General features: G+C 48.2%; 19 protein-coding genes. 16 read left to right on the plus strand and 3 right to left on the minus strand.

What is annotated here, in order from left to right; translation table 11 throughout:
* Positions 1 to 255: 255 nt before the first annotated feature.
* Positions 256 to 939, plus strand: coding sequence for a ribulose-phosphate 3-epimerase (rpe, locus tag ACTQ34_RS09140; protein WP_441363531.1), 684 nt, complete (start codon positions 256 to 258; stop codon positions 937 to 939).
* 64 nt (positions 940 to 1,003) lie between these two features.
* A complete protein-coding gene (locus ACTQ34_RS09145) occupies positions 1,004 to 1,627 on the plus strand; it encodes an HAD family hydrolase (protein WP_441363532.1) in 624 nt (207 codons plus the stop codon).
* A gap of 40 nt (positions 1,628 to 1,667) precedes the next feature.
* Here ACTQ34_RS09145 and ACTQ34_RS09150 read toward each other — a convergent pair whose 3' ends face one another.
* Positions 1,668 to 2,636 carry an alpha/beta fold hydrolase gene (locus ACTQ34_RS09150; RefSeq protein WP_441363533.1) on the minus strand — a complete coding sequence of 323 codons (969 nt, stop codon included), beginning with the start codon at positions 2,634 to 2,636 and terminating at the stop codon, positions 1,668 to 1,670.
* A gap of 172 nt (positions 2,637 to 2,808) precedes the next feature.
* On the opposite strand from ACTQ34_RS09150, the gene ACTQ34_RS09155 reads away from it, so the two are divergent.
* Positions 2,809 to 3,150, plus strand: a complete 342-nt coding sequence (locus ACTQ34_RS09155; protein ID WP_441363534.1) for a phenylpyruvate tautomerase MIF-related protein — start codon at positions 2,809 to 2,811, stop codon at positions 3,148 to 3,150.
* A gap of 46 nt (positions 3,151 to 3,196) precedes the next feature.
* Here ACTQ34_RS09155 and ACTQ34_RS09160 read toward each other — a convergent pair whose 3' ends face one another.
* Both ACTQ34_RS09160 and ACTQ34_RS09165 read right to left on the minus strand, forming a co-directional pair.
* Positions 3,197 to 3,841 (minus strand): YczE/YyaS/YitT family protein, encoded by a 645-nt coding sequence (locus ACTQ34_RS09160; protein ID WP_441363535.1) that lies wholly within the window; start codon positions 3,839 to 3,841, stop codon positions 3,197 to 3,199.
* A gap of 23 nt (positions 3,842 to 3,864) precedes the next feature.
* Entirely contained in the window at positions 3,865 to 5,868 is a 2,004-nt protein-coding gene (locus tag ACTQ34_RS09165; RefSeq protein WP_441363551.1) for a CapA family protein, read from the minus strand.
* A gap of 272 nt (positions 5,869 to 6,140) precedes the next feature.
* Between ACTQ34_RS09165 and ACTQ34_RS09170 the strand changes: the two genes are divergently transcribed.
* The 13 genes from ACTQ34_RS09170 (at position 6,141) to ACTQ34_RS09230 (ending at position 21,879) form a co-directional block, all read left to right on the plus strand.
* Entirely contained in the window at positions 6,141 to 6,506 is a 366-nt protein-coding gene (locus ACTQ34_RS09170; protein ID WP_373166631.1) for an ArsR/SmtB family transcription factor, read from the plus strand.
* Between the two features lie 4 nt (positions 6,507 to 6,510).
* A complete protein-coding gene (locus tag ACTQ34_RS09175) occupies positions 6,511 to 8,949 on the plus strand; it encodes a heavy metal translocating P-type ATPase (RefSeq protein ID WP_441363536.1) in 2,439 nt (812 codons plus the stop codon).
* 106 nt (positions 8,950 to 9,055) lie between these two features.
* The gene (locus ACTQ34_RS09180) at positions 9,056 to 10,879 is read left to right on the plus strand and encodes a TIGR03960 family B12-binding radical SAM protein (protein ID WP_441363552.1); all 1,824 of its coding nucleotides are present in this window, start codon (positions 9,056 to 9,058) and stop codon (positions 10,877 to 10,879) included.
* Positions 10,872 to 11,540 (plus strand): TIGR03936 family radical SAM-associated protein, encoded by a 669-nt coding sequence (locus ACTQ34_RS09185; protein WP_441363537.1) that lies wholly within the window; start codon positions 10,872 to 10,874, stop codon positions 11,538 to 11,540. Before ACTQ34_RS09180 ends, ACTQ34_RS09185 begins: the two co-directional genes overlap by 8 nt.
* Before the next feature lie 13 nt (positions 11,541 to 11,553).
* A complete protein-coding gene (miaB, locus tag ACTQ34_RS09190; protein ID WP_441363538.1) occupies positions 11,554 to 12,954 on the plus strand; it encodes a tRNA (N6-isopentenyl adenosine(37)-C2)-methylthiotransferase MiaB in 1,401 nt (466 codons plus the stop codon).
* Between the two features lie 15 nt (positions 12,955 to 12,969).
* Positions 12,970 to 15,558 carry a DNA mismatch repair protein MutS gene (mutS, locus tag ACTQ34_RS09195; RefSeq protein ID WP_441363539.1) on the plus strand — a complete coding sequence of 863 codons (2,589 nt, stop codon included), beginning with the start codon at positions 12,970 to 12,972 and terminating at the stop codon, positions 15,556 to 15,558.
* Between the two features lie 325 nt (positions 15,559 to 15,883).
* The gene (gene mutL, locus ACTQ34_RS09200; protein WP_441363540.1) at positions 15,884 to 17,830 is read left to right on the plus strand and encodes a DNA mismatch repair endonuclease MutL; all 1,947 of its coding nucleotides are present in this window, start codon (positions 15,884 to 15,886) and stop codon (positions 17,828 to 17,830) included.
* Positions 17,831 to 17,843: 13 nt separating this feature from the next.
* On the plus strand, positions 17,844 to 18,785 hold the full coding sequence (miaA, locus tag ACTQ34_RS09205) for a tRNA (adenosine(37)-N6)-dimethylallyltransferase MiaA (RefSeq protein ID WP_441363541.1): 942 nt from the start codon (positions 17,844 to 17,846) through the stop codon (positions 18,783 to 18,785).
* A gap of 30 nt (positions 18,786 to 18,815) precedes the next feature.
* On the plus strand, positions 18,816 to 19,064 hold the full coding sequence (gene hfq, locus ACTQ34_RS09210) for an RNA chaperone Hfq (RefSeq protein WP_441363553.1): 249 nt from the start codon (positions 18,816 to 18,818) through the stop codon (positions 19,062 to 19,064).
* Between the two features lie 18 nt (positions 19,065 to 19,082).
* Positions 19,083 to 20,360 (plus strand): HlyD family efflux transporter periplasmic adaptor subunit, encoded by a 1,278-nt coding sequence (locus tag ACTQ34_RS09215; protein WP_441363542.1) that lies wholly within the window; start codon positions 19,083 to 19,085, stop codon positions 20,358 to 20,360.
* Positions 20,357 to 21,082, plus strand: coding sequence for a YggS family pyridoxal phosphate-dependent enzyme (locus tag ACTQ34_RS09220; protein WP_441363543.1), 726 nt, complete (start codon positions 20,357 to 20,359; stop codon positions 21,080 to 21,082). Before ACTQ34_RS09215 ends, ACTQ34_RS09220 begins: the two co-directional genes overlap by 4 nt.
* Positions 21,083 to 21,102: 20 nt before the next feature.
* Positions 21,103 to 21,600 carry a cell division protein SepF gene (locus ACTQ34_RS09225; protein WP_441363544.1) on the plus strand — a complete coding sequence of 166 codons (498 nt, stop codon included), beginning with the start codon at positions 21,103 to 21,105 and terminating at the stop codon, positions 21,598 to 21,600.
* A gap of 12 nt (positions 21,601 to 21,612) precedes the next feature.
* Positions 21,613 to 21,879: a YggT family protein gene (locus ACTQ34_RS09230; RefSeq protein WP_441363545.1), complete on the plus strand. Its 267-nt coding sequence runs from the start codon at positions 21,613 to 21,615 to the stop codon at positions 21,877 to 21,879.
* Positions 21,880 to 21,924: the final 45 nt, after the last annotated feature.

The raw sequence follows: 21,924 nt of genomic DNA on the forward strand, positions 1-21,924 counted from the left end.
GACAAATATCTCAATTGATAGAAAAACAATAAGAAAGTTTTATCATTCTGCCATGAGGGCAAGAAGACACACGGTGTATGATCGGAAAAAAGATTGAAAAAGCGAAAAAATGCGGTATAATGGAAACAAAAGGGGAGCGGCACAGATGCTGCCGCTCCCTGTATTCGAAAAGCCGGCGGCGGCGCATGGCCGCGCAAAGCCCGCTTATCATCAAAATATGCCGTGCGCGGCTGCGCGGTCACAGGAGGAACAAGCATGGAAATCAAACTGTCACCGTCTATTCTTTCGGCGGATTTTGCTAATTTGGCGCGTGATATTAAAATCGCGACTGACGCGGGCGCAGAATATGTGCATGTGGATGTGATGGACGGACATTTCGTTCCTAACATTACGATTGGAGCACCGGTTGTCAAATCGCTTCGGAAGGCAACGGATAGCGTGCTTGACGTACATCTAATGATTTCCGATCCGGATCAATATTTGGATGATTTTATTAAGGCTGGTTCGGATATCATCACCGTGCATTACGAATCGAACGGCGATACGCTCGAGCAGCTTAAAAAGATTCGCGCAGCAGGTGTGAAAGCCGCATGCGTTATTAAGCCAAAAACGCCGGCGGAAGTGCTCTTCCCGCTGTTGCCGTATTGTGATATGGTGCTGATTATGACAGTGGAACCCGGCTTCGGCGGTCAGGGCTTTATTCCGGGGTGCATGGATAAAATCCGTGCAGTACGCGCAGAAATCCAGAAGAACGGCTACAACTGTGAACTGGAAATTGACGGCGGTGCCAAGCTTACCAACACAGCGGATATTGTTGCAGCGGGCGCAGACGTAATTGTTGCCGGCTCTGCTGTATTTGGTGGTGATATTGCAGCCAATGTTCGCGATTTTCACAAAGTATTTGCCGAAGGTGTGTCCAAAGCACAGTGGACAAAATAAAAAATAAAATAAGAGCGGACGGTTTCTGCCGCCCGCTTTTGTGTGTATTCTTTGGAGGATAAAAATGAATTTCGTAATATTTGATATCGACGGTACGCTGATTGATTCTGCACCTGTGTATCTGCCTGCGCTTGGACAGGCGTTGCACGAGCACGGCTACACTCCATCGCCTGAGCAGATACAAACTGCATTTGGTATGACCGGTTGGCAGGGGCTCGCCTACTGCGGCGTGCCGGAAGAGCAATTTGATGCCGTAATGCATAGCTGGGAGGAAGAAGCCTACCGTCATTTGGAACGGGTCAAGGTTTATGAGGGAATTGCAGATACGCTGCGTACATTGAAAGAGAGTGGAAACAGGCTGGGAATTGCAACTTCGCGCAATCGTTCGCAATATACCTATGGAGTCAAGCCGCTTGGCCTGAGTGAGTTTTTTGATGCTGTTATCTGCTCTGACGATGTGGCGGCCCCCAAGCCCGCGCCGGATGAGTTGTTTGAATGTCTCAAACGTATGGGAGGCAGTGCAGAGCAGGCGATTTTTATCGGAGACAGTGCATATGATATGCAATGTGCACGTGCGGCCGGCATCAAAAGCGGTTTAGCGCTTTGGGGTTGTCATGAACCAGAAAAACTGACTGCAGACGTACGGCTGGCGCATCCGAGTGAAATCTTGCAACTGATAAACGGATAAAAAACGCGCTGCGAATGCAGCGCATTTCTTCATATAAACTTTAATTAACCGCTCGTTCTTCCGCTTCTGCCTGCGTCGTGAGTTGATTTTCCAGCCAGCGGGAGATATCCCCGAATGCATCCAACCGTCCAAGCTCATTAAGCACTTCATGCCGTGCATTCTTATAAAAGATTACTTCAATGTTTTTGACTCCGGCACCACGATAAAGATTGACGACACGACGAACGCCTTCTCCATATTTTCCTACGGGATCCTTGTCACCGGATAGGAACAGCAACGGCAAATCACGCGGTGTACGACGGAAAGTATGAGTGGAATTGGCTTTAGCAAGCAATGTGTACAGATCGCGAAAGCCGGTTGCTGTGAAGATAAAATTACACTTTTCATCCGATTGGTAGAGCGATACTACATTTTCATCCCGACTGAGCCAATCAAATACCGTATGCGGGTGCTTGATTTTACGATTATATCCTTTGAACGTCAGTGAAGACAAGAAACCACTGCGATATGTCATACCACGGGAACGAGCAATCGAATCAGCTAAATGTGCGGCACTGACCGCCGCAGCGGTTGGACCGGCGGTGCCAATCAGGATGCAGCCAGCCAGTTTGTCACCGTATTCGGTCAAATAAAGCCGCGCAATTAAAGAGCCCATGGAATGCCCAAGCAGAAAATAGGGAAGTGCCGGATAACGCTGCTGCATCAGATCGGTCAACTGCTCGACGTCCTGCACCAAATACTTCCATCCGTCGCGTGTGGCAAAAAAGCCAAGCTCAGATGCACGGGCCACTGAGGCGCCATGTCCGATATGGTCGTTACCACAAACAATGAAGCCAAGACTGCACAGATATTTGGCGAACGCAGTGTAACGGGAAAAATACTCACACATGCCATGCGAAAGCTGCACAATGCCGCGCACTTCCGTTTCTTCCGGCACCAGAATGTAGTATGTGACATTAGATACACCGTTGGCGCTTTTATAAATATTTTGCGTACACTTGATATTCATAAGCACACATCCGTTCGGCAATTAGAAATCACTGCTAATATCATACCACACAAGCAGACAATTGTGCACCGTTTTTGAGCAAAATTAACAAAGCGTTTATAAATTGTCCATCTTGTGCAGTGGTAATCGTCATGCTATAATAAAGAAAATGTTAGAAAATGAGGTGTAAAGCATGCCATATATCGGAATTTCCACATCTAAAAAATTATCAGATACGCAAAAAGATGCACTTAAGTCTGCTTTGGGAGAAAAAATCAGTGTGATTCCGGGAAAAACGGAAAAAGCTCTGATGGTGGATATTGCAGACGGACATGCAATGTATTTCGCGGGCGAAAAACGTGAGCTTGCTTTTTTAGATGTCCGCTGCTACGGTTCAACTGAGTTTGCAAATCAAAAGGCATTTACCGTGGCAGCTTTTGCAGCAGTGCAGCAAACGACTGGACTGTCGGAAGATAGTATTTATTTGACATACAGTGAATTTGCCAACTGGGGTACCAAGGGCAGCATGAAATAAATTATACAAGAGAGAAAGGCACGCCGGAAAACCGACGTGCCTTTTGTCATTCCATATTGCTTTGCGACAGACCAACAATACGGGCCAATCGATTGGCAACCGGCAGAAAAAACTGCAATCCCGGTCCATATAATGTCAGCGCAATAATAGTGCCAATCCCCAACTTGCCACCTAGTACAAAGCCAACCAGAATGCAGCCAAAATCCCATATCATGCGTGTCCAGCGAAGCTGAAGAAAAGGTAAATGATCATGGACAATCACCGGCACTAAATCATTGGCACAGGCTCCAGCCTCCGAACGAACAGAAATACCGATTCCAATAGAAACAATGATGCAGCCAACTGCAATCAGCAGAATGGTAAGGGGAAGGGGGCGGTTCTGCGGCAGTACACGTCCAAACAGAAAGGCATAAAAATCCACCAGTGGTCCAAGGCAGAAAATGCAAAACAGAGTGCCTGGATATATATATCGTCTGTCAAACAAGAAGATACCGATTAGGCAAATTAGCATAAGTACGGTGCTGGCTTGCCCATAACTCAGACCTATTTGTCGGGAGATTCCCTGAACCAGAATCATAAATGGGTCTGCCCCCACATTGAGAGCGACAAAAAGCTGGCTGCCAAATTCAGTTACCGCCACACCGATGAGTAGTACAAACAGTCTTTGCGGTAAATAGGGAAAGCGTTTCATAAAATTCATCCTTTTCGTGCGGATCACGCTTTGGTTGGTCGATAGTCATTTCTCCACGATACAGAGGAAATTTTATAAGGAATCGCCTGATGAGAAGAAGCGGTGACTCTGCGGGTATTCAAATCAAAGGTATAATTTTGGCGAAAAATCAGACAATTTTTATCCGAAGGATTATTGTTACCGCCAAAAACCAGATTACCCAAAGAATAGGCAATCGGTTTCCCCTTATAAACCTCTACCTCCTGTACAACGTGTGGATGGTGCCCGATCACCAGATCGGCACCCCGATCAATACAGTAGTGCCGAATAGCCCGTTGTGTCGCATCACTGTGATACGACTTTTCAATCCCCCAGTGATAGTTAAACACAATCAGTTCTGCGCCTCGCTGCCGCAAATCACGGATTGCATTGTCAATAAAGTTTTTCTGCGCATTGTCAAACGACCAACCAACGTTGGACGCAAAACCGATACGTACGCCTTTTACTGTCACAATTGGCATACGTGCATATCCGGATACTGCTACATAGGGAGAAAGATATCGAACGGTGTCGTCGAAGCCGCGCTGCAGGTAATCCATTGCATGATTGTTTGCCACTGAAACTACATCGATACTTCCTTCGTCAAGCACCTTTGCATATTCCGGACGACCCTTGAACACAAAAGTTTTGTTAGCATAGGAGGTAGAAGTTGTTAACGTGCCCTCAAAGTTGACCATAGTCAAATCATCATTAAAAAACTCCGAAATACCAGAGAAAAAGTACGATGCTCCTTTTCGGTCATACATCTCATCGAATGAACCATTGTACGAGAAATTGTGACCACGACCAAGCGTACAATCCCCGCCAAAGGTAAGCGCTAACTGTACGTTATCATAGCCGGGCGCCTCACGCCAGCCATCCGCCACTTCAGCGACAGCCAACGAAGACTGCATACGCCGCAGTGACAGAATTGCCTGTTCAACTGTATAGGTATCGAGCGGAGAAAACTTTCCGCTAGAGCCACCCATGATAGGCTGTCCAGTTTCATCCGTACGACCGGAAATATATTTGACCGCCTGAACGGCCCAGCGGGGAATTAGATAATTATCGGAGAACTGCTGAGGTTGACGGTTGGCTTCGGAAAAACCAAGCGTGTTCATACACCGCTGCATCATTGCAGCCGCCTCTGCGCGCGACACAGGCTCGTTTGGCCGGAATACGCCGTTTGAACCGTTGACAATGCCAAGACGTGCAGCAATCTCAACATATACGCTCTGTGTATCGCTAAAACTTCCGGAGACAACATAAGGTAACCCACCGTCAAGAGGGTCGCCCCATGGAGTTATCTCATCCTCGGCCTCTTCTAAGGTTGGTTCAATCGGAGTGGTTTCGGTTCCTGTTGCTTCATCAACACCTTCTACAGATGCATCTGTATTGTCTGTCGGAATATCTGATTCTTCACTCACATCACCGGCATGCTCCGCTTTGTTCGAGGAATCATCATTCAATGGCTCCGAATCCGCGGCATCATCTAAGACGCTTTCAAGGCCACTATCCGTGCCAGTATTTACCGATTCATCTAAGGAATCCAATTTTGATTCTGTCAGTCCTGTAGCTGGGAACTGCGTATCATCCGTAGACTGATTGGTTGAATCTGTAACTTCATTTGTTGGATCGTTCGACGTGTAGTCATTAGATGTGTCGGATGAGGAATTCAACTCAGCTGATTCGCCTTCGGATTGCGCTGGCGTGAGCGGTACTGACTGCAAGGCGATGCCAAGCTTTGCAGTCAAATCGGTAATGGAAAGCTGCTGCTCATACGCAACAAGATCGACCGTTAGCCGTGCAAGCTCTCCGCGAGTGATAGGGCGGGTATAGTCTGTACCCAGATCGAACGCTGCAGATATGGCACCGTTATCATAAGCTGCCTGTACTTCGCTCGTCGCCCAATCGCTCATGTAAATGTTCTGACCTTCATTCCACGCACCAGCACAGGTGCCTGTCAAAAGCGCAAACATCAAAGCAGCCGCACAAAGCCTACTTTTCATCGCGTTCACCTTTTCACCTTTCTTTTGGCAGATACGTCAAAATCGCCATATTTTCCCCTGTCTATTCATCATACAGGAAATGGTATAAAGCTGTCAATTGGATTTACCCTTGCGTCGCTAAAGTTCGTTTTTAGCAACTTCCTCCACTGGCCTTAGCATTCATTTCTCTCTTATGACGATGCGTTTTGAGGAATTCTTGACAGGAAAGGATTTCGATGATACTATTATTTAATAGAAAATTGCGTTTTGCGGGAGGGAGCTGGTTGGCTGTCATGCGTCTGAATGAAGAGGCCGAATGCTGCGAAGAACATGTCATTCATACGGATGCTGTTACACATGCACGCATTGCCATGCCCAGCGAGGAAATTACTTCCGCTGCTTCGGATTTTTTTAAGGCTTTTTCTGACAAAACTCGTCTGCGCATTTTGACTGCGCTGGTGACAGAAGAACTGTGTGTCTGCGACATTGCTTCTCTATTAGGAATGAGCCAATCTGCAATCTCCCATCAACTTCGTTTTTTAAAACAAGCACGTCTTGTGAAAAGCAGGAAAAACGGAAAAACCGTGTATTATGCGCTTTGTGATGACCATATCCAAGTGATTTTGGCTCAAGGTATCGCACATGTGCAGGAGGGATAGATGAATGAGTGACAAGAAAAACCGTCTTGCAGGTCAATCAGAAGAGCGTCTCGATCAAAATGATGCCTTGCCGGAGTCGGACATTGAAAATACTTCGTCCCATAGTAAAGAGCAGGAGCCACTTTCTCCTACTGAACTATTAAACGACCTTTTGGCCGGGCTGGAAGGAGGATTGCAAAGCTCTGAACAGGTGGTACAACAGCCTGGTTCTGCTAGTACCGACCAGTTAGTGGAGCAGCCGGTATTGGATGCGGAAATGAATTCGGATAATCATGCAGAAGAACAGACACCCAGTCAGACTGAGATAATCGAGGAGGCAGCTGCACCCGAGCCCGCCGATGAGCCTATCAGTACGGAGCAAGAAACTGAATTTGAAGCAAGTGAGTACGAAGAGGGCGACGCAGAAGAAAATACTACAATTAAGCCCGTTACAGAAACTGCATTGACGGTTTCCCCGAATGGTGCCAGCGATACAGAAGGAATGACGCTTATGGAGCGCGCGCAATATCATGCACGAATGCGGCGCCGAGAACAGACGCGCCTTCGTCGCGAAAGCGCCAAGCGCGGTGCATCCGGAGCGGAAATTCCATATCAGGCGATGACGCCGATGGATATGCGGTTCACCCTGATACGCTTGGCAATTGCTGCTATCTTTTTGATCTTTGGCGTATTTCTCCGGCAGACAGGTGTCGGATTCATCTTCTATCTTATTGCATATCTCATTACGGTACTGCCGATTGTTGTAAAAGTAGCGCATAACTTTACCCATGGCAAGTATTTTGATGAATATCTACTGATTTTTATTGCATCGCTGGGTGCATTTCTTCTGGGTAATCGGCCTGAAGCAAGCATAGTATTGATTCTGCATGGCGTAGGCAAAATTGCAAGTGACTTGGTTTTGGCCTCAACGCACAAATCCCTTACAAAACAAACAGGTTTTATTCCGGATCATGCGTCGGTAGTGAATATGCAGGGGGAAGAACGACAGGTCTCTCCCAATGAAATAAAAATCGGCGACTTTGTACTAGTTCGTTCGGGCGAACGTATACCGATTGACGGCATTGTATTGCGCGGAGAAGGCACCGTAGACGATACCGTGCTGACTGGTGACAACGAACCGGTGCAGATTTCTAAAAACACGAAGGTATTGGCTGGCAGTTTATATACCGGTTCTCTTTTGCTCCTGCGGGCCGTGGCCCGTTTTGATGATTGCGCCTTCAATCAAATCATGCGCGTACAGGAAGAGGGGAAGGAGCGAAAGGCAGCGCTCGAAGACAGTGTAGCGCATGGCGCTGCACGAATCATTCCGATCATCATTGTCTTGGCGGTACTGTTGTCTATCATTCCGCCACTCTTTAATTCCGGTACGTCCATGGCAAATTGGATTTACCGTGCGTTGACCATTTTGGTAGTCTGTTGTCCTACCGCGCTGTCTATTTCGGTTCCGCTTTGTTTCTTGTGCGGCAGCGGCAGATTGATGCAAAAGGGGGTTCATGTAAAAGGCAGTGAAGCGATTGAAAAGATGGCTGAGCTGCGCATGGTTGTGTTTGATAAAACCGGCACCTTGACGGAAGGAAATCTGCGAGTAAAGGAAATCCATAGCACACAAGACTTTAATCAGGAAAGCTGTTTGGCATTGGCGGCGGCTGCGGAACAGTTTTCGCAGCATCCGGTTGCGCGTGCTGTTGTAGCTGCTTATCCCAGCGTTCCGCAGAAAATCAGCGAATTTGAGGAATTCCCGGGTCGTGGTGTGCGGGCACGAATTGGCAACCGCAATCTTCTGGCCGGCAATCGCAGACTGATGGTTTCCCGCGGCGTAAAGGGTGTGCCGGATATTCCGGGCACAGTGGTCTATATTGCATACGAAGGGGAATATGCCGGTGCAATCGTACTGGAGGACACTGTTCGCCCAGAAGCGGCCGATGCGATTAAAGAACTCAAAAATCAAGGTGTACTTCGCACGGTCATCTTGACGGGTGATACAGAACTGCCCACTCATCAGGCTGCCGAGGCCATCGGAATTGATACCACACACTTCGGATTGCAGCCGGAAGAAAAAGCCTCCAAAATGGAATTTCTTATGCGAACCATCCCAACGGACGGTACAGCGGCCTATGTCGGTGATGGGGTTAACGATATTGAGGAACTCAAAATGGCTGATGTCGGTATTGCGATGGGTGTTGCCGGTTCCCAGCAATCAGCTTCGGCAACCAATGTTCTGGTAATGAGCAATGATTTGACAAGACTTAGTGACACGCTTCGTATTTGCCGGAGAACGCACAACATTGCGCTACAAAACATGGTAATTGTAATTCTAGTGAAAATTTTGTTGGCATTGTTGACATTGGTGGGCGTAGCGTATATGTGGCAGGCTGTAGCGGCGGATGTGTTGCTCGCAGTACTAACCGTTTTAAATGCTGCCCGTATATTAGGCATTAAGTAAAGTGAAAAAGGGGCCATGCCGACGCAAGTCGGTATGGCCTTTTTACCTGTTTTATGCTATAATTAATTTGTATATTGTTTTGGAGGAAAACGACTTGCATAAGAAAATGGAAGCTATCCTGTCCCGCGTGCAAAAGCCCGCACGCTATGTGGGCGGCGAATGGGGATCAGTGACAAAAGATAAAGCAGAGATTGATTTGCGCTTCGCCTTCTGTTTCCCGGATACCTATGAGGTTGCTATGTCACATCTTGGTTCCCGCATTCTGTATGGTTTGCTAAACGACCAAAAAGGGATTTGGTGTGAGCGCGTATGCGCACCATGGATCGATATGGAGGCTGAAATGCGTGCCGCGGGTATTCCATTGTATGGTTTAGAGAGCGGCGATCCGCTTTATGAATTTGATATTATTGCATTTACTTTGCAATATGAACTATCGTTTACCAATATTCTCAACATGCTTGATCTTGGCGGCGTACCGGTGCTGGCGAAAGATCGTACAGACCTTAAGCATATCGTGGCCTGCGGCGGTCCTTGCGCGTATAATCCGGAGCCGCTGGTTGACTTTGTCGATCTGTTCATGATCGGTGACGGCGAGGAGATCATGCTTGAGTTTACCGATTTGTATCGCAAGGCCAAGCGTGAGAACTGGAGCAAGCAGCAATTTCTGATTGCTGCTGCGCAGATTGACGGTATGTATGTGCCGTCGCTGTATGAAGTTAGCTATCACGAGGATGGCACAATTGACTGCATCACGCCTACCAACGGCGCGCCTGCCATGGTTCAAAAGCGTATCGTCCAGGATTTGGATACCATGTATTATCCAGAATCCTTTGTTGTCCCGTCCACCGATATTGTATTCGACCGTGCAATGATCGAACTGTTTCGCGGCTGTCCACGCGGCTGCCGCTTCTGTCAGGCGGGACACACTTACCGTCCGCTCCGTACCAAGTCCAAGGAAACGCTGCTGCGGCAGGCAGAGGCGGTTCTCAAGAACTCTGGTTATGAAGAAATCTCACTTTCTTCGCTGTCTACCAGCGATTATGGCGACCTGTCCGGTTTAACCGAGTGCATGCTGGACTACTGTGAGCCGCGGCATATCAGTCTATCCCTGCCCAGCTTGCGCGCAGACAGCTTCAGCGCCGAACTGATGCAGCGCGTGCAGAAAACACGCAAAAGCGGTCTGACTTTCGCATGTGAAGCAGGTACACAGCGCCTGCGCGATGTCATCAACAAAAACATCCGCGAGGAGGATGTTTTACACGCATGCGAAATCGCGTTTCAAGGCGGCTGGAATAATGTAAAACTGTATTTCATGATCGGTTTGCCGACCGAAACAACCGAAGACTTGGACGGCATTTCAGAAATCTGCAAAAAGGTTGCGTATTGCTGGCGCATGAATACAAACAACCGGGTACGCGGCGTTCGTATTACGGCATCTGCATCGTGCTTTGTGCCTAAACCCCAGACCCCATTCCAGTGGGACGCACAGGATACGCTCGAACAGTTTGTCGAAAAGCAGGCACACATGAAGGAGATCATGCGTACGCGCAATGTAACGTATAACTGGCATGATGCCAAGACCTCGGTGCTGGAAGGCGTGATCGCCCGCGGCGATCGTCGGCAGGGTGCAGCCATTTATCTGGCATGGCAGCGCGGCTGCAAGATGGATGGCTGGGATCAGTGTTTTGACTATGACAAGTGGATGCAAGCCTTTGCTGACTGTGGCCTTGACCCCGCGTTCTATGCATCGCGGCAGCGCCCAATGGATGAGGTATTCCCATGGGACCATATCGGCTGTGGTACGCGCAAAGAGCACTTGAAACGCGAATGGGAGCGTTCGCGTGAAGCGGCTATTACACCCGACTGCATGCAACAGTGTGCAGGCTGCGGCGCAAACGCGCTGCTGGAAGGAGGTAAATGCCATGTTTAAAGCACGGATGAAATTTGCCAAGGAGGGGAGAGCCAAGTATATCTCCCACCTTGACCTGATGCACACGATGCAGCGTGCGATGGCCCGCTGCCAGATGCCTCTCTGGTTTACAGAAGGGTTTAATCAGCATGCCTATGTGTCGGTGGCATTGCCGCTTTCAACTGGGTACTCAGGCGAATGTGAATTTCTCGATTTTAATATCATCGCAGATGCTGTACCGGAAAATGCTGTGGAAGCGCTCAATGACGTATTTCCAGAGGGCTTGCGTGCGATTGAAATTTATCCGCTTGAGGATGGTGGCATGAAAGTTGGTGCGATTGCATGGTCGCAATATCGTATCACCTGGGCCTTCGAAGACGGCATTCCTTCCGGGTTTCTGCCCGCAGTGCGCGAGCTTTTCGGTCGGCAAAAGGTCGAGATTGTCAAGCGCAGCAAACGCGGAGAAAAGACCGTCAACATGAAGGAACTGATGCGTGATTTGACACTATCCGAAGCAGATGGAGAAGTCGTTGCTGTTGTGACCACTGCTGCCGGTAACAACAACATGAGTCCAGAATATCTGACCCGTGCTATCCGTCAATATCTGCCGCAGTTTGAAATTCCGTTCTGCGCGTATCACCGTCTGAATGTATTTACAGCGGACGGTATCCCATTCCGATAAGAGGAGGCAAACAATGCCATCACCCGTTACTGTTTCTGAAGAACAACTCAAAAATCAGTTCACCTATATCGACGCGGTTTCTGCGCTGACCCGCGGCAAGCAGCTGCGCGCCTATACGCATACGTTCGGCTGTCAGCAGAATGAAGCGGATACCGAACGCATCCGCGGCATGCTGCACGAAATGGGATATTGTATGACCGACCGGCCCGAGGATGCCGATTTTATCCTGTATAATACTTGTGCTGTGCGTGAGCATGCAGAGGACCGTGCATTTGGCAATATCGGTGCGCTCAGCCACCTCAAAAAACAGCGCCCCGATGTAGTAATTGCGCTGTGCGGCTGCATGGCACAGCAAGAGAAAAATGTCGAAAAAATCAAGAAAAGCTATCCTCAAGTCAGCTTGCTGTTCGGCACGCATGCGCTTTGGCGCTTCCCGTCGCTATTATATCGTGTCCTCACCGAGAAAAAGCGTGTCTTTGATATTGGTGGTGAGGATGATATTGCGGAAGGACTGCCGGTACTGCGCGCACAGGGGCCGAAGGCTTGGCTGTCCATCATGTATGGCTGCAACAACTTCTGCACCTATTGCATTGTGCCCTATGTGCGTGGACGTGAGCGCTCCCGCCGTCCGGAGGAAATCGAAAAGGAGCTCCGAGATCTTGTGGCGGCAGGGTATAAGGAAATTACTCTGCTCGGTCAAAATGTTAACTCTTACGGCAAAGATCTCGGGCTGGATATCGACTTCGCCGACCTTTTGCGGCGTCTGAACGCTGTACCGGGTGATTTCTGGCTGCGGTTCATGACCAGCCATCCGAAGGACGCGTCGCCCCGTCTGTTTGACGCAATGGCGCAGTGCGAGAAAGTGGCTAAACAGCTGCATTTGCCATTTCAGTCCGGCAGTGATGAAATTCTGCGCCGCATGAATCGTCGATATACAGCGGATGAGTACCGTGCTTTGATCGCTGATGCGCGGGCAAAAATGCCGGATATCACGTTATCGAGCGATATTATTGTTGGCTTTCCAGGCGAAACAGAGGAGGATTTCGAACAGACGCTCCAGCTGGTCGAAGATGTGCGCTTTGACCTACTGTTTACTTTCCTGTATTCTCCACGCAGCGGGACACCCGCGGCATCTTACGAAGACAATGCTACACCACAGGAAAAGCAGCAACGTTTTGAACGCTTGCTTAAAGCACAGGACGCCATTGTGGCTGAGCGTCAAGCAGCTTATCAGGGCAAAACAGTGCGTCTGTTGGTAGACGGCACAGCCAAAGGACCGGATTATCCTTTTACAGCACGTACCGAGGGAAATCTGTTGGTATGCGTACGAGGTGCAGATATTGAAATCGGATCGTTTATTGAGGCTGAAATTGACAAGACCAGTCTGCGCTGCCTGTTTGCACGAAAAATATAGAAAGAGGTCGAAAAAATGGCAGAACTCACGCCCATGATGAAACAGTATTTTGAAATTAAAAACAAAAACAAGGATTACATTCTGTTTTATCGTTTGGGCGATTTCTACGAGATGTTTTTTGATGACGCCAAACTTGTTTCCCGCGAACTGGAACTCACGCTAACCGGCCGTGATTGCGGTCAGGAAGAACGCGCGCCCATGTGTGGCGTACCATATCATAGCGCGGAAGGCTACATCGCAAAACTGGTACGAAAAGGATATAAAATTGCTATCTGTGAGCAGGTAGAGGACCCCAAACTTGCCAAAGGGCTGGTCAAGCGAGAAATCGTTCGCCGCGTCACACCCGGCACAGTAGTAGAGGCTTCGATGCTGGAAGAGGAGCGCAATAACTTTCTCGGCTGCGTTTATGCGGAACAAGGCGGCATCGGCGCATGTTTTGCCGATATCACCACTGGCGAGGTCTGGGCCACCGGGTCGGATAACTGGCAGGATATTGCCAGTGAGCTTGGCAGATTTGGCCCTAGAGAGGTTCTGGTTGGCGGCGCTGCATCATCCGCAGACGCATTTCTGACTTTTTTAAAAGAGCGATTGGAAGCATTGGTTGAACCGATGCCGGAGGAGAGTTTTGATACTCAGCGGGCGGCGGAACACATTCGTTCTCATTTTCATATAGAAGATTTTGACGCCGCCGGTCTTACAGATTTGCCGCAAACCATTCAGTGTCTGGGCGGACTGCTTTCCTATCTGGAACAGACGCAGCAGGCCAGCCTTGCCGCGCTCAACCATTTACAGGTGTATCATCAGGGCCAGTACATGGAGTTGGATCTGATCGCACGCCGTAACTTGGAATTGTGTGAAACCATGCGAACCAAGGAGAAAAGAGGAACGCTCCTTTGGGTACTTGACCGGACAAAAACCGCCATGGGTTCCCGTCTGATTCGTCAATGGCTGGAAAAGCCTCTGTATAATCCATTACATATTGTGCGACGCCAGCAGGCGATCAGTGCGTTATGCGATGATGTGATTACTCGCTCTGCACTGTCTGATGCCCTCAAAAAAGTGTTTGATATTGAACGTCTGATTGGACGCATCACCTATGGCACAGCCAACTGCCGTGACTTACGTGCGCTTTCTTCTGCAATTGCTTGTCTGCCGGAAATCCGGACGCAGGCGGCACAATTTTCTCAGCCGATGCTGCGTGAGATTACCAACAATATGGACTTGCTGGAGGATATTCATGCGCTGGTAGAGCTGGCGATTGTGGATGAACCACCCATCTTGCTGCGTGAAGGCGGGCTGATTCGGTCCGGTTACAATGAGGAAATTGACTATCTGCGCGATTTGGCATCCGGCGGAAAAGGAAAAATCGCTGCCATTGAACAAACTGAACGCGAAAAAACCGGCATCAGCAAGCTGAAAATCGGTTATAATCGCGTATTTGGATATTATATCGAGGTTAGCAAATCCAATATTGATGCAGTTCCGGATTATTATATCCGAAAACAGACGCTCGCCAATGGTGAGCGATACATCACGGAAGAACTCAAACAGCTGGAAAGCACGGTATTGGGGGCACAGGAACGCTTAACCTCTCTGGAATATGACGTATTTGTATCTGTGCGTGACCAGATTGCAGAGCAGGTACATCGCGTACAGAAAACCGCACAGGCCGTCGCTGCGCTCGACGTACTGTGCGCGCTGGCCGAGGTCGCCTGTGATAATAACTATACTTGCCCGGTTGTCGATTTTTCCGACCGCATTGAAATTCACGACGGCCGCCATCCGGTCGTCGAAAAGATGCTGGCGGACAGTCTGTTTATTCCCAACGACACGATATTAGATGGCGGTGAAAACCGCGTAGCAATTATCACCGGCCCGAATATGGCAGGTAAATCGACTTACATGCGGCAGGTAGCACTCATCACCATCATGGCGCAGATTGGTTCGTTTGTTCCGGCGTCTTCTGCGCATATCGGCGTGGCTGACCGAGTATTTACCCGTGTAGGCGCTTCCGATGATCTGGCGAGCGGACAATCCACTTTTATGGTTGAAATGAGTGAGGTTGCAGATATTTTAAAGCATGCGACAAAGTCCAGCCTGCTCATTTTAGACGAGATTGGACGTGGCACTTCCACCTATGATGGCATGTCAATTGCCCGTGCAGTGATTGAGTACGTGGCCGACAAACGCAAAGTGGGCGCTCGGGCATTATTTGCGACCCACTATCATGAGCTTACCGTATTAGAAGACATGATCAGGGGTGTGAAAAACTACAATATCGCGGTAAAAAAGCGCGGTGACGACATCACATTCCTACGTAAGATCGTGCGTGGCGGCGCAGATGATAGTTATGGTATCGAGGTTGCTAAACTGGCTGGTATTCCCAATGCGGTAATTAAACGAGCAAAGGCAGTACTGGCCGATTTGGAATCAACCTTGCCTAAGCCAGAACTGCACGAAGTAGCGGAGGATGACGGACCGCAGGTTACCATGGAGACATTGGCAGATAATGCAGTAGCACAACGACTGCGCGCACTGCAGGTGGATACCATGACACCAATCGAAGCACTGAATGCCTTGTATGAACTGAAAAAACTGCTGTAATAGGAGCGACAAATGACACGGAGACCTTCAAATATCTTCGTTGTGGAGCGGAAATGAAAGACGCAGGGAAAGAGACAATCCAATTGGGATAGACCAGTTGGCTGCTCGGAGATTTACCAAATCTTTTGGCTGGCAGTCTGGATGTGCACATCTGGATCTGCCCGACCTGCGGCAAAATTGAACTTTTCGGCGCGGTGGAAAAAGAAAATAATCTGCTGCAAATAACTTGTCCGCGCTGCGGCCATCAACACGATTTTGATTGTCCCAAATGTCCCCATTACGGTTATGCGTATTATACGTGATTTCACCCGGAAAGGAAATCTTAATGGCAATTATCCACGAACTTTCTTCCCATCTTGCAGATTTAATTGCGGCTGGCGAGGTCGTTGAACGACCGGCTTCGGTTGCAAAAGAATTGATCGAAAATGCGATTGACGCCGGTTCCACGCGAATCACCGTAGAAATTGAAAACGGCGGCATCAGCTATCTTCGCATCGCAGATAATGGATGCGGCATGTCAGAAGAAGACGCACCCATCGCATTTCGCCGTCATGCGACCAGTAAACTCCGCACAGAGGAAGATTTGATGGCCATCGGTACGCTGGGCTTTCGCGGCGAGGCACTGGCTGCCATTTCCTCGGTAACGCGCATTGATTTGTTCACTCGGCAGAAAGGCGCGATTGCAGGGATACATTTACATCTGGAAGCTGGTGAAATACAAACACAGGAAGAAGCCGGTTGTCCGGAGGGTACAACCATCGTTGTGCGAGACTTATTTTACAATACCCCGGCTCGTATGAAATTCTTAAAAAAAGATTTTACCGAAGCGGGATATATCCTCGGGGTTGTGCAGCATGCCGCACTTTCTCACCCTGAGATTGCTTTTTGTCTGATTCGTGACGGAAAACAGGTGTTTTCTACTGACGGAAAGGGTAAACTAATGGCGCCGGTATTTGCGGTATTCGGCAAAGAGATGACAGCTAATATGATCGAAGTGCCTCAATCCGAACGGAATGGAATGACAGTTTACGGATATATTGTTAAACCACATGTCGGCAGACCCAATCGCTCCATGCAGCATTTTTTTGTCAATGGTCGGTATGTCAAAAGCAGGTTGATGCAAGCGGCGCTCGAGGAAGCATACCGAAATGCAATGATCACCGGCAAGTATCCTTCCGGCGCAGTATTTTTAGAGTTGCCTCTTGCTGCGGTAGATGTCAATGTGCATCCTGCAAAAACCGAGGTTAAATTTTCTCAGGAGAAACCGGTGTTTGAGGCAGTTTATGCCGCCTGCAAAAACGCCATTGCAGCAAATGACAATATACCAAATTTTACACATCAGGAAAAGCAAACGGTTATAGAAAAGCCCAAAGAGGCAATTCCGGTTTACCAGCAGCAGCGTTTTGCGGTCTCCAAACCAGAGACATCGATTTCTGCAACCGGGAAAAAACTCGATACACCTGAATTGGAGGATTTCTTTGTCGCCGTTCCACCGCGAGCGAAAAAACCGTCTTTGTCCGGCACCTATCTTTCGGCGCCACGAATTATACAAGAAGACCGTAGCGAAACAATATCCTACCATTCTTTTGATGCACCACCATCCGAACCAAAGAAAGTCGATGTCGCGCAATCGACACCCAATATCGGTGTAAAGCGGGAAGCCGTCACAGAATCTCATCCCGCGCCAACATTGGAACCGCTTGACAGCGGTGCGCGTGTAATTGGAGAATGTTTTCAGACATACCTTATCGCGGAAGATCAGGATGGCCTAATTATAATTGATAAGCACGCAGCACATGAACGCCTGTTATTTAATAAACTGCGTCAGGAAACCGAAATCCCGCAGCAGGAACTGCTGACACCGGTTATTGTAGAGCTGACCGCCGAGGAAGCAGCCGCTGTCCAAGCCGGAATAGAGGAAATCCATCAGGCCGGATTTTCGATCGACGGCTTTGGCGAAAACAGCTTTGCAGTGCGCAGCGTGCCGGCATATCTGGACAACGCGGATATATCTGACGCAATCGGTGAGTTAGCAGAAAAGCTGATGAACAGCCGCACAGCGATTCCTGACCGATTGGATGACCTCATTCATACGGTTGCATGCAAAGCCGCCATCAAAGCAGGGAAGGCCTCCACGTTGACAGAATTACAGGATTTGTGTGATCGTGTGCTGGCAGATGGGGATGTACAGTCCTGCCCGCATGGTAGGCCGACAACCGTTCGGTTGACAAAATACGAATTGGATAAAATGTTCAAGCGAGTAAATCAATAATGAGGAGTACAGAATGCAAAATCGTTTGATCTGTATTTGCGGACCAACAGCCAGCGGAAAAACCGCCCTATCGGTTGCATTGGCAAAACAACTGCATACGGAAATTATCTCGGCAGATTCCATGCAGATCTATCGCGGTATGAATATTGGTACTGCGAAACCGACTACAAACGAGCGACAGGGAATTCCTCATCATCTTCTGGATATCTGTGAACCTGATGAACCGTTTTCTGTTGCACGATATGTTGAATTGGCTGATGCGGCCGCGCAGGATGTTTTGTCACGCGGTATGACACCAATTGTAGTTGGCGGAACCGGTCTGTATATGGATGCACTGATTGAATGCAGTATTTTTTCCGGTGATGAAACAGATTTAACCGTGCGGCAAAAATATCAGGATATGGCGGATGCACAGGGCAATTTGGCCGTACATGCGCTTCTGGCAGCGGTTGATCCGGAAAGCGCACAACGATTACATCCTAATAACCTCAAAAGAGTGATTCGCGCACTGGAAGTATATGAGCAAACCGGTTTAACGATAGGCGAGTTCAATCGCCGGCATAAACGACCAGCCCCCAAATACAGCGCTGTAAAAATCGGTGTATGCCCGACAGACCGCCAAACTTTATACGACAGAATTGATAAGCGTGTCGATCAAATGCTTTCCGACGGATTGTTACAAGAAACGCAAGATCTGCTTGCAAAAGGTGCCCTCACCGGGACCGCTGCCCAGGCTATCGGCTACAAAGAACTGCTGACCTTTCTGGAAGGCAGGGATACTCTGGATTCTTGTGTGCAATTACTCAAACAGCACAGTCGAAATTATGCAAAAAGACAGTTAACATGGCTAAAAAGGGATGACAGTATCCATTGGATTTATTATAATAGAGATGAGGACTTCTCAGACATCTTACAGGAAGCGACAGAATATCTGCAAAATCAAAGTGTACAATGATACCATAAATTGTAAAATATTGGAGGAGTCATTGTGCGAAACGAAATTAATCTGCAGGATCGGATGCTGTGCGCACTGCGCCAGCAAGGAATCAATACCACTGTTTTTTTGACAAATGGATTTCAGATGCGCGGAACAGTCCGTGGATTTGATAACTTTGTTGTGATATTGGACAGCGATGGAAAACAGCAGATGATCTATAAACATGCCATTTCTACGCTGATCCCGCAGAATCGTGTTGATCTGCATGCACCAAGAGAGGAGCGTGCGACGGAATGATACTATACGAGGTTCCTTATGCAGCAACAAACAGGAAAAAAACAAATACACACACGAAACGGCATTAATAGTAGAATCATTTTTCTATTGGTCGCAGCTGTAATATTGATATATCTGGGGCAGAAGATAATTAGTGCTTTTTCCATTGGTATCGAAACCACACCTGCCATCCAGGTAACCGTGAATGACAGCATCACCGCACAGGGCTGGTTTTTCCGTGACGAAATCCCTGTCAGTGGCAGCACAGGAAAATCAGTCAAACATATAGTGTACAGCGGTGAGCGTGTACAACAAAGTGCGCCGCTTGCCATTGTTTATTCCGATGACGATGCTCTTGCGTTGAGCCAGCAGCTCGATCCATTAGAAAACAGAATTGATTTGCTGAATACAGCATTGCAATCTGCAACAGACGGCGCAGATGCCTCAAAACTGGATCAAATGATCATTTTATCCTTGCAACAGATGGCATCACAAACAAAAAACGGTTCCGGCACCGCCTTGCATTCCTCCGCCGAGTCTCTGCGAACACTGGCACTGCGCCGTGAAGCGGACAGCGTAGACACGGCCGCCATTACAGCAGAGCGAGATACTCTGGTTATGGAGCGGGATAGCTTAAATGCGCAGTTAGCTGGGCACACGACGCAGCTGACAGCCCCTGCGACCGGCTATTTTTCCGAAGTCGTAGATGGCTATGAAGGCATTCTTACTTTGGATGAGTTGGAAAACATTACGGTAGATCGTTTTCATGAGCTTACTGAGACAAAGCCCATCGTCAGCGATCAGACATGGGGAAAGATGATCCAAGGGTTCACTTGGTATCTGGTTGCAGAAATCTCTCAGGAAGATGCAGACCGGTTTTCAGTTGGCCAAAGTCTTCATGTCAATTTCACGCAAGCGTCTCTGGAAACACCCGTTTCCGTTTATTCCGTTATTAAAGACCGCACCAGCGAAACTGCATTGCTCGTTTTAGCAGGTACAGAATTCAACAGCGAAATGGTTTCCATGCGGCAGCAGCCGATAGAAATTATCATTGCTACATATACTGGCCTGAAGGTACCGAAGGAAGCTGTTTATGTGCAGGAAACGACTACCAGCGATGGCAAGACGCAGAAGGAAGACGGCGTATTTATTCTCAGCGGCAGTTTCCAGAAGTTCAAAATCATTAATAAGCTCTATGAAACCGATGATTACTATGTCGTTGAGCAAAGCGCAACGAATTCCGACATGCTGGTGGCACAGGATCAAATCATTATAAGTGGAAAGAATTTGCAAAACAATATGGTGGTGAAGACATGACGGTTCAGGAAAGCAGAGAACTGAAAGACCGCATTGCAGCGGTTCAGGAGCGTATTGCACAGGCAGCACAACGTGCAGGGAAAAAACCGGAGGACATTATTCTGGTTGCAGCATCTAAAATGAATGACGCAGAGCGGGTGCGTGCGGCAATCGGTGCCGGTATCAAAGTATGCGGCGAAAACCGTGTACAGGAACTACTGGAAAAATACGAACAGCACGCCTATGATGGAGCGGATCTGCAGTTTATTGGTACGCTCCAAACCAACAAGGTGAAATATCTGATTGGCAAGGTTTCACTGATACAATCGGTTGGCTCTGTCCATCTGGGAGAAGCCATTGCCAAGGAAGCGGCCAAGCATGGCATATGCCAAGATATCCTTTTGGAGGTAAATATCGGAAGGGAAGCGGCAAAAAGCGGCTTGCTGATTGAAGAACTGGATGAAGCAATTTCCAGATTAAGTGAAAAAAAATCGCTGCATATCCGCGGTTTAATGGCAATTCCTCCAATTGCGGATGAAATATCGAAAAATTCAAGCTACTTTCACGAAATGCAACAAGTATTTGTTGACATTTTGACGAAAAAATACGATAATGTAAATATGGATTATTTGTCTATGGGAATGACGAATGATTTCGAAATGGCGATTGAGTGCGGTGCAAACATGGTTCGCATCGGCACAGCGATTTTTGGTGCGCGCCCGTATCAGATCGTTTCGCCATAAAACATAAGGAGGAACTTTGCATGGGTTCGATCAAAGGCTTTATCGATTGGGTTAAGGGCGAGGATGTCGAGGACGAATACGAAGAGGAACTGCCCCGCCAGCGCAATGAAGAGCCAGTGAAAAGTAGTGCGCCGTCATATGAGCGGTCGTATGAAAGATCCTATGACCGGTCTTATGATAGTGCATCAACGGAAGCATCTTCGTCCCGCCGTGGAAATAAAGTGGTAAACATCAACACAACAACTCAGCTCGCTGTGGTGTTGGTCAAGCCGGATCGCTTCGAGAATGCAGCTGAAATTGCCGATCATTTAAAAGATAAGCGCACAGTCGTACTGAATCTGGAACAAACCAATAAAGATATTGCGCGTCGCTTGGTGGATTTTCTCAGCGGCGTAGCGTATGCTAACGAAGGAAAAATCAAAAAGGTTGCAAACAGCACATACATTATCACACCCTATAATGTAGATATTATGGGAGATTTGATTGATGAACTAGAAAGCAGTGGTATGTATTTTTAAGGTTATGGTGCCGTGAACACAATTGTAATATATATAGTAGCCAGTCTGCTGCGGATTTTGCAATTTCTGTTTTTTGCACGAGCTATCATGAGCTGGTTTGTACAAGGTAGCAGTTCACAGATATATGAATTGCTATGTCTCGTAACAGAACCGATCATTCAACCGTTCCGCAGTTTGCTCAGCCGTATCAATGCGTTGCGAAGCATTCCATTTGACATGGCGTTTTTGCTGGCATTCCTTGTTCTGATTGCATTGGAACAAGTTTTATACATGCTCTAAGCCTGTCGAAATATACGGCGAAATCAGTGGTCGGGCGATGCCCGA

The organism is Agathobaculum sp. LCP25S3_E8 (assembly GCF_052117165.1).
GTDB lineage: Bacteria > Bacillota > Clostridia > Oscillospirales > Butyricicoccaceae > Agathobaculum.

What these genes read in the sequence shown, in the direction of transcription:
- rpe (WP_441363531.1), top strand. Translation starts at nt 256, where the DNA reads ATGGAAATCAAACTGTCACCGTCTATTCTTTCGGCGGATTTTGCTAAT.
- ACTQ34_RS09145 (WP_441363532.1), top strand. Translation starts at nt 1,004, where the DNA reads ATGAATTTCGTAATATTTGATATCGACGGTACGCTGATTGATTCTGCA.
- ACTQ34_RS09150 (WP_441363533.1), bottom strand. Translation starts at nt 2,636, where the DNA reads ATGAATATCAAGTGTACGCAAAATATTTATAAAAGCGCCAACGGTGTA.
- ACTQ34_RS09155 (WP_441363534.1), top strand. Translation starts at nt 2,809, where the DNA reads ATGCCATATATCGGAATTTCCACATCTAAAAAATTATCAGATACGCAA.
- ACTQ34_RS09160 (WP_441363535.1), bottom strand. Translation starts at nt 3,841, where the DNA reads ATGAAACGCTTTCCCTATTTACCGCAAAGACTGTTTGTACTACTCATC.
- ACTQ34_RS09165 (WP_441363551.1), bottom strand. Translation starts at nt 5,868, where the DNA reads ATGAAAAGTAGGCTTTGTGCGGCTGCTTTGATGTTTGCGCTTTTGACA.
- ACTQ34_RS09170 (WP_373166631.1), top strand. Translation starts at nt 6,141, where the DNA reads ATGCGTCTGAATGAAGAGGCCGAATGCTGCGAAGAACATGTCATTCAT.
- ACTQ34_RS09175 (WP_441363536.1), top strand. Translation starts at nt 6,511, where the DNA reads ATGAGTGACAAGAAAAACCGTCTTGCAGGTCAATCAGAAGAGCGTCTC.
- ACTQ34_RS09180 (WP_441363552.1), top strand. Translation starts at nt 9,056, where the DNA reads ATGGAAGCTATCCTGTCCCGCGTGCAAAAGCCCGCACGCTATGTGGGC.
- ACTQ34_RS09185 (WP_441363537.1), top strand. Translation starts at nt 10,872, where the DNA reads ATGTTTAAAGCACGGATGAAATTTGCCAAGGAGGGGAGAGCCAAGTAT.
- miaB (WP_441363538.1), top strand. Translation starts at nt 11,554, where the DNA reads ATGCCATCACCCGTTACTGTTTCTGAAGAACAACTCAAAAATCAGTTC.
- mutS (WP_441363539.1), top strand. Translation starts at nt 12,970, where the DNA reads ATGGCAGAACTCACGCCCATGATGAAACAGTATTTTGAAATTAAAAAC.
- mutL (WP_441363540.1), top strand. Translation starts at nt 15,884, where the DNA reads ATGGCAATTATCCACGAACTTTCTTCCCATCTTGCAGATTTAATTGCG.
- miaA (WP_441363541.1), top strand. Translation starts at nt 17,844, where the DNA reads ATGCAAAATCGTTTGATCTGTATTTGCGGACCAACAGCCAGCGGAAAA.
- ACTQ34_RS09215 (WP_441363542.1), top strand. Translation starts at nt 19,083, where the DNA reads ATGCAGCAACAAACAGGAAAAAAACAAATACACACACGAAACGGCATT.
- ACTQ34_RS09220 (WP_441363543.1), top strand. Translation starts at nt 20,357, where the DNA reads ATGACGGTTCAGGAAAGCAGAGAACTGAAAGACCGCATTGCAGCGGTT.
- ACTQ34_RS09225 (WP_441363544.1), top strand. Translation starts at nt 21,103, where the DNA reads ATGGGTTCGATCAAAGGCTTTATCGATTGGGTTAAGGGCGAGGATGTC.